The sequence below is a fragment of the Marinibacterium profundimaris genome, from assembly GCF_002210095.1.
Taxonomy (GTDB): Bacteria; Pseudomonadota; Alphaproteobacteria; order Rhodobacterales; family Rhodobacteraceae; genus Marinibacterium; species Marinibacterium profundimaris.
Genome location: NZ_AQQR01000032.1, coordinates 23,311 through 33,646 on the forward strand (window position 1 = coordinate 23,311; position 10,336 = coordinate 33,646).

At 64.3% G+C, this 10,336-nt stretch carries 9 protein-coding genes; 7 read left to right on the forward strand and 2 right to left on the reverse strand.

Going from position 1 to position 10,336, the window contains the following annotated elements; translation table 11 throughout:
- Positions 1-10: 10 nt before the first annotated feature.
- From ATO3_RS26995 to ATO3_RS27025, 7 genes are all read left to right on the forward strand, one after another.
- A complete protein-coding gene (locus ATO3_RS26995) occupies positions 11-1,507 on the forward strand; it encodes a DUF1214 domain-containing protein (RefSeq protein WP_088652885.1) in 1,497 nt (498 codons plus the stop codon).
- Between the two features lie 60 nt (positions 1,508-1,567).
- Positions 1,568-3,091: a DUF1254 domain-containing protein gene (locus ATO3_RS27000; RefSeq protein ID WP_088652886.1), complete on the forward strand. Its 1,524-nt coding sequence runs from the start codon at positions 1,568-1,570 to the stop codon at positions 3,089-3,091.
- Between the two features lie 143 nt (positions 3,092-3,234).
- Positions 3,235-4,929: a sulfatase-like hydrolase/transferase gene (locus ATO3_RS27005; RefSeq protein WP_198963362.1), complete on the forward strand. Its 1,695-nt coding sequence runs from the start codon at positions 3,235-3,237 to the stop codon at positions 4,927-4,929.
- A gap of 216 nt (positions 4,930-5,145) precedes the next feature.
- Entirely contained in the window at positions 5,146-6,270 is a 1,125-nt protein-coding gene (locus ATO3_RS27010) for a DUF1254 domain-containing protein (protein WP_158218080.1), read from the forward strand.
- 574 nt (positions 6,271-6,844) lie between these two features.
- On the forward strand, positions 6,845-7,072 hold the full coding sequence (locus ATO3_RS27015) for a DUF3489 domain-containing protein (RefSeq protein WP_088652889.1): 228 nt from the start codon (positions 6,845-6,847) through the stop codon (positions 7,070-7,072).
- On the forward strand, positions 7,069-7,488 hold the full coding sequence (locus tag ATO3_RS27020; protein WP_233152344.1) for a DUF2924 domain-containing protein: 420 nt from the start codon (positions 7,069-7,071) through the stop codon (positions 7,486-7,488). Before ATO3_RS27015 ends, ATO3_RS27020 begins: the two co-directional genes overlap by 4 nt.
- The gene (locus tag ATO3_RS27025; RefSeq protein ID WP_088652890.1) at positions 7,485-9,173 is read left to right on the forward strand and encodes a recombinase family protein; all 1,689 of its coding nucleotides are present in this window, start codon (positions 7,485-7,487) and stop codon (positions 9,171-9,173) included. Before ATO3_RS27020 ends, ATO3_RS27025 begins: the two co-directional genes overlap by 4 nt.
- 22 nt (positions 9,174-9,195) lie before the next feature.
- Here the strand turns inward: ATO3_RS27025 and ATO3_RS29510 are convergent, their stop codons facing one another.
- Both ATO3_RS29510 and ATO3_RS27035 read right to left on the reverse strand, forming a co-directional pair.
- Positions 9,196-9,912: a DUF5681 domain-containing protein gene (locus tag ATO3_RS29510; RefSeq protein ID WP_088652891.1), complete on the reverse strand. Its 717-nt coding sequence runs from the start codon at positions 9,910-9,912 to the stop codon at positions 9,196-9,198.
- On the reverse strand, positions 9,912-10,336 hold a 425-nt coding region (locus tag ATO3_RS27035; RefSeq protein WP_143747399.1), incomplete at its 5' end, for a DNA-methyltransferase. The genes ATO3_RS27035 and ATO3_RS29510, both read right to left, overlap by 1 nt.

A 10,336-nucleotide genomic window follows, 5' to 3' on the forward strand; every position in this document is an offset into this window, starting at 1 on the left:
GGAGGAACCCATGACCGAATTCCCAATCAGATTGATCACTGGCGCCGCGCTGCTCTGCACCACATCGCTCGCTGCCATGGCGCAAGATGCCGTTCCGCTGGACCAGGCCACACTCAGCGGCGACGAAACGATCGCCACCCCCTATGGCACAGTCGAGCTGGAGGATTCCTACTTCGGCGAAGAGAACTCGCAGATGCTCTTCGACGCGATGGACCTTCAGCGCGCCGCCCAAGCCTATATCTGGTCCACGCCACTTGTCAGCATGACAACCTGGCGAGACGCTCAGGGCGAAGCCTACGGCACGGATGTTCCGGGGGCCTTCGCCGTGCTGGAAACGCTGAAGGAAAAACGCGGCATCGTCACCGCCAACCTGACGACACCCTACATCTTCAACTTCAGCGACCTGTCGAATGGCCCTTTGCAGATCGACTATCCAGCGGGCCAGACGGCGGGTGGTGTTCTGGACATGTGGCAGCGACCCGTCTTCGATCTTGGCCTGACCGGGCCGGACAAGGGCGAAGGCGCGACCTATATCGTCGTCGGACCCGAGGAGGATCCCGCAGACTACGAGGCGGATGGCGTCTACGTCTACCAGAGCGCCACGAACAACATACTGGTCGGCATCCGTATCCTCGACCCGGACCCGGCCTTCTACGACAGCTTCGTCTCTGACTACGCGATGGGCCCGACTGGTGAGACCAGCACGAGCGACTTCATCAAGGGACGGGACGTGGAATGGAGCGCGACGGCCCCGCGCGGCCTTGCCTATTGGGAGACGCTCGCCGCCATCGTCAACGAAGAACCCGTGCGCGAGATCGACAAGCCCTGGATGGCGATGATTGCCCCTCTCGGGATCGTCAAGGGACAGGACTTCGCCCCGACGGACCGGCAACAGGAGATCCTGACGAAAGGCGCGGCCCTTGGCGAACTGATGGCCCGCAACCTGCAGGTGAACCCGCGCTATGCCGAGGTGTGGTGGGAAGACACGTCTTGGTACAAGAGCTTCGATTTCCAGGTCGCGCAGGAAACGGACACGATCCAGCAGATCGACGAACGCGCGACGTGGTTCTACGAAGCCGTCGCCTCGACCGAGGGCATGGTCAATCCCCAGCCCGGTGAAGGTCAGGTCTACATGACCTCGAAGCGCGACCAGAACGGCGACATGCTGCGCGCCGACCGCAACTACGCGCTGCATGTTCCGGCCGATGTGCCGGTGGGCCAGTTCTGGTCTGTCACGCTCTACAGCGAGGAAACGCGCCGCCCCTACGACAATGGCGGCACCGAGATCGCGGACGTCACCAAGGGCAGCCGGACCGAGAGCCTGCAGGCCAACGAGGACGGAAGCGTGGATCTCTATTTCGGACCCGACGCGCCCGAGGGGATGGAAAGCAACCACTTCAAGACCGTCGGAGACGATGGCTGGTTCGTCTATTTCCGTCTTTACGCGCCCGAGGAAGCCTTCTTCGACAAGAGCTTCAGGCTGGAGGATTTCCAACGTGTCGAATGATGACCGGGCCCGCCGGAGCGTTCGGCGGGTCACCCCGAACCCAGTCAAGGGACACCGATCATGCAACACCTCATGAAAGTAGCGGTTTGGAGCGGTGCATTCGCCGCGGTCGCCGGCATGGCCACGGCGCAATCCGAACGCATTGAGGGCCTCGCCAACCTGCCGTTCGAGAACAACCGTCCCACCGAGGACACCGCGCAGACGCTGATGGAGGAACTGACCTTCCAGCGCGCCACGCAGACCTATCTCTGGGCGATGCCGCTGCTGAACACGATGGGCATGCGCGACGGCGCGGCCGAGGCTTTCGGCACCGGCTACAACATCATGCCGATCTGGACCGAGCGGCTGGATGCGCAGACCAGGATCACCACGCCGAACTCGGACCTGATCTACGCCATGGTCTTTGCCGATCTGGGCGAATCCGGCCCGCTGGTCTTCGAAGCGCCGCCGGGGCTGCAGGGGATCATCCTCGACGCCTGGCAACGCCCGACCCCGGTCGATGGCGGGGAATATTTCGGCGATCTCGGCCTGCCCGGACCGGATGGTGGCGAAGGCGGGAACTTCTTGATCGTGCCGCCCGGCTGGGACGGCGAGGCGCCGGAGGATCACTACGTCTACCGTTCTGGGACCAACAACGTCTTCTTCTTTCTGCGCTCTTTCTACCAGAGCCTCGAAAAAATCGAACCGGCCTCCGAACTGCTGAGGCAGTCGGTCATCTATCCGCTGGGCGAGAAGGACTCGGCCCGGCCGATGGAGTTTCCGGACGCCGCGGGCGGATCCTACGACATGCTGCCGCGGTCCGACGCGACGGCCTTCGACCAGCTGAAGTACCTTGTCGACACAGAGGGCGAGAACCTCGCCGGGCCGGACTGGCTGGGCATGCTCGAAGGGATCGGCATCGCGGTCGACCGCGACTTCGCCCCCGATGACGCGACCCGCGCGATCCTCGATGCGGCGGCCCGGACGGCCTACAAGACCAGCCGCGTGATCGGTTTCCAGCACGGCCTGAACGGTGTGGATTTCCGCGTCTATGAAGATCGCCAGTGGCTGAACCCGGTCAACAACGTCTCGGCGCGCTGGCCCGACGTGCCGGTAGGCCTGGACTGGATGTCGACGGAGGCGGGCTACCGCGAGCTCGACGCGCGGGCCTGGTTCTTCACCGACTATTTCTCGATCAGCCCCGGCATGGTGTCGATGACGCCCGGAAAGGGCGCGTTCTACATGATCGGTTTCGAGGACGCCGACGGCGATCCGCTGGTGGGCGACCGGAGCTACACGCTCGACCTGCCGCCGGACATCCCGGCGGAGCTCTTCTGGTCGGTCACGCTATATGAGGCCGAGAACGCCTCGGGTCTCGACAACGGGCAGCCCTTCCCCTCGCTCGGCAAGCTCGACGAGCCGGCTCAGAATGACAACGGCAGCACCACGCTCCATATCGGCCCCGAGGCGCCGGACGGACAGGAGTCCAACTGGCTCGCGACGGCGCCGGACCGCGGCTTCTTCGCGATCCTGCGCCTCTATGCGCCCTCGGAACCAGCACTGAACGGAAGCTGGAAGCCCGGCGACATCGAGAAGGCCGAATGATTGCAGAGCCGCCCGACCACCGGGGAAGGACATGACCGACCACGGGGTCGCACAATCTATACTTGAAAACGTGCTCCGAGCAGGTGTCCTAGCGCAAAGCGCTATTTCCCATCGGACTCGTGCGCAAGCATAGGAGGATGCAGGTGAAATTCAACAGATCATACTTGCCGGCGTTGACCTTGGCCGCGTGCAGTCTTGTACAGCCCTTGGCGGCGCAGGAGATGGACTACGCCAATCAGCCCGCGAATCCGCGCGGCTCGAGCGATGGCGCGACGACCGCACCCGGCTTTTCGCACCCGAACCAGTATCTCCATGTTCAGGCTACGCAGATCGCGGACAACATGGAACCGGTCATCATCCATCAAAATGAAGTCGATCAGGCCCGGCAGAAGCTGGCCGACTTTGAAGAACGTACCGGCCAGAAGCCGAATATCCTGTTCTTCCTGACCGACGATGTTGGCTGGATGGACTTCGGCTTCAACGGCGGCGGGGTCGCGGTGGGCAACGATACGCCAAATCTCGATCGGTTCGCGGCGGAAGGCATGATCCTGACCTCGGCCTATTCTACGCCATCCTGCACGCCCACGCGCGCATCCATCATGACGGGACAGAACCCGCTGCATCACGGTCTGCTGCGGCCGCCGATGTATGGCGAGAAAGGCGGGCTTGGCGGCGCAAAAACAGTCGCCTCGATCCTGAAGGAACTGGGCTATACGACACAGGGCGTCGGCAAATGGCATATGGGCGAGGTCGAGGGTTCCGTCCCGAACGATGTCGGCTTTGACGACTACTACGGCTTCCTCGGTGTCTCGGACATGTATACCGAATGGCGCGATGTCTATTTCAACCCGGAAATCGCGCTCAGCCCCGAACGGATGAAGTTCATGGAGGAACTGGACTTCAACCACTACAATGTCCATGCCACACCTGAGAGTGGCATCGAGAATGTCTACGAGATCGACCTCGAATCGATCAAGAATCTCGATCAGGACTGGGCGCGTTATTCTGAGGAGTTCATCGAGTCTCAGGTTGACGCCAACCAGCCGTGGTTTCTGTATCATGGCACACGCGGCGCGCATTTCGACAATTACCCGAACGACGACTACGCTGGGAAATCGCGCGCGCGAAACAGCTATTCAGACAGCATCGTCGAACTCGACGACATCTTCGGGCGGCTGATCGCGAAGCTCGAAGAGACCGGGCAGTTGGAAAACACCTTCATCTTCGTTGGTTCGGACAATGGTCCCGAACAGGAAGTGGCGCCCTATGGCCGCACGCCGTTCCGCGGTGGCAAGGGGTCGACCTGGGAAGGCGGCACACGCGTTCCGACCTTCTTCTACTGGAAGGACATGATCACGCCCCGCAAGTCGGAGGGTCTGTTCTTCTACGGCGACCTGTTCAACACGGCGTTGTCGCTTGCGGGCGCTCCCGGCGCAGAGGTCACCCAATTCATCCCAGAAGTTCGCTATGTTGACGGCATCGACCAGACCGCCTTCCTTCTGGCCGATGAAGGTCAGTCAGCCCGAAAGAGCATGATCTATACGATGAACGCGCATCTGGCGGCAGTGCGCATCGACGAGTTCAAGTATCACATGGTCGTTCAATTGCAGGATGCGATCTTCTCGCAGGGCCTCAAGGGCGGGTTCAGCGGCGCCATTGTATCCGAGACAGGCGGGTCAGTTATGGTCAACCTCTATGAAAACCCGCAGGAGAACCTCGGCATCGGCAACCGCTATCTGCCGATAGTCACGCAGATGGGCCAGGAAGTCGCTCGGTACGCCGGGGTTCTGGCAAAGTATCCACCGAATATCACGGTCGCCATGCCCGGCGCCAAATGACCGCGTTCAGCGCACAATACCATAGTACCAGCTCACCAATCTCCATTCTCGCCGGGTGGGCCGTTCTGCCAGCCCGGCACGCCTTCTACTTCGTCTTGCTTCCCGGCGACGAGGGTGCGGCAGTTGGCGAGACAGCCAGCGTCACTCTGGGGGTCTGGTGACATGGACAAAACAGAGGGATCGCAGAGCCGGGCGATCACCGCGAAAGGAAATGACATGAAGCGACTTGTGTTGAGCATGACAATGGCCGCCGCGTTGGGAGTCGCAACCGCTCCGTCACCGGCCGTGGCGCAGGGCGGCGCCGTTGACACGGGGGTCGGCGAAAACGGCGTCGCCCTACCATCCAGCCCCGCGTTTATCGAAGAAGGCGGGGAGCCGGTGACCATGGAGAACGTGGTGCGCGCGGAAACCGCCAAGTATCTCGCGGCGGAGACCCTCACCACCGGTCCCAACACGTTCAGGCACGAACGCGAGGGGATCGACCTCGACGATCAGACCGTGATCCGGTCGAATTTCGACCTGGTCTATTCCTACGGGGTCTGGGATGTCAGCGAGGGCCTGACGATCGAGGTTCCCGATTACGACCTTCTGCACCTGGTGCAGGTGCTTGACGAGAACTCCGTCACGATCGGCGTCGCCTATCCCGGCGATACGCTCGAAATCGGTCCCGACGACGTCACTTACGGCAATCATGTCTATCTCTTCATGCGGACCCAGCCCCGGGACCGGACCGAGGCCGGGATGGACGAGATGCGTCAGCGGCAGGACGCCGTGACCGTGACCGCCGGGTCGGATGCGCCCTACGAGCCCGACGTGCAGTACGATCTCGCCAGCTTCAACACGTTGCGTAATGACCTGATCCGGCGCGCACCGACGGAAGTGGTCATCGAAGAGGGCTTCGTCGACGATATCGACGACATTTCCGAACCGCAGTTCCAGCTGACCAATCTCGCCGGATGGGGCGGTCTGCCAGCCCAGCACGCCTTCTACTTCGTCGTGCTTCCCGGCGACGAGGGTGCGGCCGGGGGCGAGACGGCCAGCGTCACCTTCGAGCCGCCCGACCTTCGCTATGACGATGCCGGCTATTGGTCACTGACCTTCTACAACGCCGATGGCTGGGTCGAGACAGATCCCTTCGTCGTCAACAGCCGCACTGCAACGATCAACGACGACGGGACGGTCACAATCACCGTCAACGGCGGCGCGGACGCGATTAACAACGTCGAGGCGCCAGCGAACTGGAACGCACTGTTCCGGAACTATCTGCCGGTATCGGTCGACGAGATCGTGAAATTTCGCGATGAATTCAACGAAACGCACAAGGTGTTTTCAAAGCCGTAGTCTCGGTCTGGGTACGGCGCAGCGGTGAGCGCGGCGCTACGGCCCGCCGAGGGACCCACACCGACGCGAGGAATGCTCCGCGGGCGAAAGGCTGGAAAGCCCGCGTCCCGTTCGTTCGAAGCTCGCACAGCGAACTGGCGCAATGGCGAACGTTCGATCTCCGTTCCATCTCGTCGAACGCCACCGGCATCAAAGTGTTCAGCCGAAGCCTGGAGAAAACATTGGCATTCCAGATGCTTGAAGGCTGTTCACCAAATTAGCGTAGTCATGAGGTCCGGAGAATATCGGCCCTGAGAGACCGCTGCCGGGTCTCCTGGCGCATGGGCCGGTGTTCAGCCCCTCCCGCATAACCCTCTAATACAACGGGAAAATCCGGCCGTAGCCGGATCGGGAGAACGCTTTCACGAGGGCAAGTGGCGGATCGGATGGGATTAGAACCCAAGGGTACGCGCGCCCCACATTCCACTGGACACGTTCTTCAAAGCACGCGTCAGTGACCTGTGCCCGATGAGTTCGGGCTCTGCTCGGTACCGGGGCTGGCCTTCCGCCGGCCCGCAAGCCGAGGAGAACTATCATGTCCAAACCGAAGCAGACCAAGATGGGCCGGGTGATGGCCCTGCTGCAACGGCCCGAGGGTGCAAGCCTGGCGGCGATCTGCAAGGCAACCGGCTGGCAGGCACATTCGGCGCGTGCCGCGCTGAGCACCCTGCGCAAGAAGGGCAATGCGATCGAGCGGAGGTGGCCGGAAACCGATGGACCGACCACGTACCACCTTGTCGCTGACCGGGAACGCCAAGCGTGACCGCCCTGCCCGACCACCGCGACCTCGACGGGATGGTACGGGAGGACCTGCTTGCCCTCTGGCGGGAGATCTTCGGATCTCCCGCTCCGCGCGGCATGAGCCAGACCTTCCTGCGCCGGTTCCTCGCCTTCGAGCTGCAGGCCCGGCGCCAGGGTGGGCTGTCCCGCGCCGCGATGACGACGCTGACGAAGGACGCGGCGGGCAAACCGGCGCAGCGCAAGCGCCCTGCCCTCAGGCCCGGCGGCCGGCTGCTGCGGGAATGGAACGGCGTGACCCATGTCGTCGATGTCACCGAGGAGGGCTTCGTCTGGAAAGGCCGGACCCATCGCTCGCTCTCGGTCATCGCCCGCGAGATCACCGGTGCCCGCTGGTCCGGGCCCCGCTTCTTCGGCCTGGACGGGAAGACGCCCCGGTGAGCCCGCGCCCGAAGATCCGCTGTGCCATCTACACACGCAAGTCGTCCGAGGACGGGCTCGACCAGGACTTCAACTCGCTGGACGCCCAGTACGAGGCCTGCGTCGCGTATGTCGCCAGCCAGCGCCACGAAGGCTGGACCCTGCTGCCGGCACGCTACGATGACGGCGGTCTCTCTGGCGGCACGCTGGAGCGCCCCGCCCTGCAACGGTTGCTCGACGAGGTCGATGCCCGGCGCGTCGACATGGTTGTCGTCTACAAGATCGATCGGCTCACCCGGTCGCTTGCCGACTTCGTCCGGCTGGTGGAGCGGCTGGAGAAAGCCAACTGCTCCTTCGTCTCCGTCACCCAGGCCTTCAACACCTCCTCCTCCATGGGACGGCTGACCCTGAACGTGCTGCTCTCCTTCGCCCAGTTCGAGCGCGAAGTCACCGCGGAGCGGATCCGCGACAAGATCGCGGCCTCGAAGAAGAAGGGGCTGTGGATGGGTGGCAACCTGCCTCTCGGCTACGACCGTCACCCCGACCCGAAGGCGCGGACACTGGTGGTGAACCCCGACGAAGCCCGCACCGTCCGCCGGCTCTTCGACCTCTATGCCGCTTTCGGCTGCCTGCGCCAGGTGGCGGAACGTGCCAACGGGGAAGGTCTGTGCTCGAAGCTACGGGTCCGGGCCAATGGATCCACAAGCGGAGGCGGGTCTCTCTCCCGCGGGCAGATCTATTCGCTGCTGCGCAACCCGGTCTATCTCGGCAAGATCCGCCACAAGGACCGGACCTGGCCCGGTCTGCACGCGGCCATCGTGGACGAGGCGCTCTGGGACCAGGTGCAGGCGCGGATGCAGGAGGCTGCGCAGCGGTCCCGATCTGCCGGACGGCGGGCCAGCGGGCCGAGTGGCGACGATCCCGGGTCCTGGCTGACCGGGCTCCTGCGTGACGAGACCGGTGACCGGCTGACGCCCAGCCACACCACCCGCAGCGGACGGCAGCTGCGCTATTACGTCTCCAACCGGCTGATCTCGGGCGGGACGGATCCGAGCGGCTGGCGGCTGCCGGCCCCGGCACTGGAAACGGCGGTCCTCGACATCCTGGCCGCGCATCTCGAGAACGCCGCGACCTCGCACCGGGTCCTCGCCCGGCCGGATGCCGGACGCGCGGCGGAAACGCGCGGGGCGGCGGAGAACCTGAGGGCTCGCCTCCGGACAGCGGGTGGCGGGCTCGGGGCCCGGCTCATCGCCGCCGGCACCCTGCAGCGCGACCGGATCGACCTGTCCCTGGAGGCTCCCGCCCTGGCCGCGGATCTCGGGATCCCGGCCAAAGATCTGGATCCAGCTTTCCTCACCCTCACCGCGCCCTTTTCGCTGCGCCGGCGCGGGGTCGAGGTGAAGATCATCGCCGGCGAGGTCAAACCCGCCCCGGATCCGCACCTGCGCGCCATGTTGATCCGCGCCCATGGCTGGGCCCGAGCGCTCCGCTCCGGCACCCCGCTCACCGCCCTCGCCCGTCGCGACAAGGTGCCGGGCTCCTACATCCGGACCCGGGCGCCGCTTGCCTTCCTCTCCCCCCGGATCCAGCAGGCCATCCTCGACGGCACCCAGCCACCGGAACTGACGCTGAAGCGCCTGGTCAGCGGCCCGATGCCGATCAACTGGGACGCGCAGGAGCTGACCTTCGGGTTCCGCGACGTCTGACCGCCGGACCCCGACGCCCGCTTCAATACCCGGTCAGCTCCAACAGCCGGGTGATGATCGCGAGCGTCTTCGCCCCCTGACGCAGATCCTCCTCCAGCCGGGCCCGCTCCTCGGGCGGCGGATCTTTCGCCAGTTGGGCATGGAGCCAGGCCAGCTCGTCCACCCAGCCATCGCGCCGCTGTTCCCAGAGGGCCAGCTCCGCCACATCTTCCGTCGTGACCGGTCCCTGGATCCGGGCCGTCCCGGCCTTCATGTCGATCTTTACCTGGTCGGGATGCGGCCGCGGCGGCGGCAGGTGCGTGATCCCCTGGGCCTCGCGCCGGCGGAGTTCCTCCTCCCAGCCGAGCTTGTAGTCGATGGCGGTCTTGAGCAATTCGTCTGCCTGGGCCTTGTTCTGCGCCTCGGTCGTCGACAGCAGATCCGCGAACATCTGCTGCGCCCTGTGATTTCCCTTGGCGGCATTCACCGCCAGCGCACGAATGATCGCCCGCGCCATGGGCACGGTCACGTTGCGCTCGCCATCCCGCACCGTAATGTCCCGATACGCCTCGTCGAGGATAATTCCCTTGAGCCGCTCCTCGTTGAGCGCCGGGCGTTTGTTCTTCGCCCCCCTGGGCCGGCCCTTCGGGTTGCCGGACTGGCCCGGCTTGAACCGGCTGTCCGAGGGCGGCTTGCCATAGCCGACCTCATAGGCGGCATCGGGCCGGGTGATCGGCAGTTTCGTCCTGTCCCGGCCCATCACTCGGCCGCCACCTCGGCCGCGCCGGGCGCGGACCAGCCGCAGACCAGCTGCTCGGCCTCGTCCCCGGCATAGGCTTCCCATCGGGCGAGGATCCGGTCGCAATAGACCGGATCCAGTTCGCAGAGAAAGCCACGACGCCCGGTTTTTTCCGCCGCGAGCAGGGTTGAGCCAGAGCCGCCGAAGAGATCGAGGACGATGTCTCCCCGTCCCGACACGTCCCGGATCGCATCGGCGATCATCTGGACGGGCTTCACCGTCGGATGCAACGCCAGCTCCTCCATCCGGTCGGCCCGCATCGTGTTGACCCCGCGGTATTCCCACACGTTGGTTCTGTAACGACCATGTTGTCCAAGCTCGAACGTATTGATATGTGGGGCCTTTGAGCTACCCCCCAAATTTCGGACACTGACATAAGCTATGA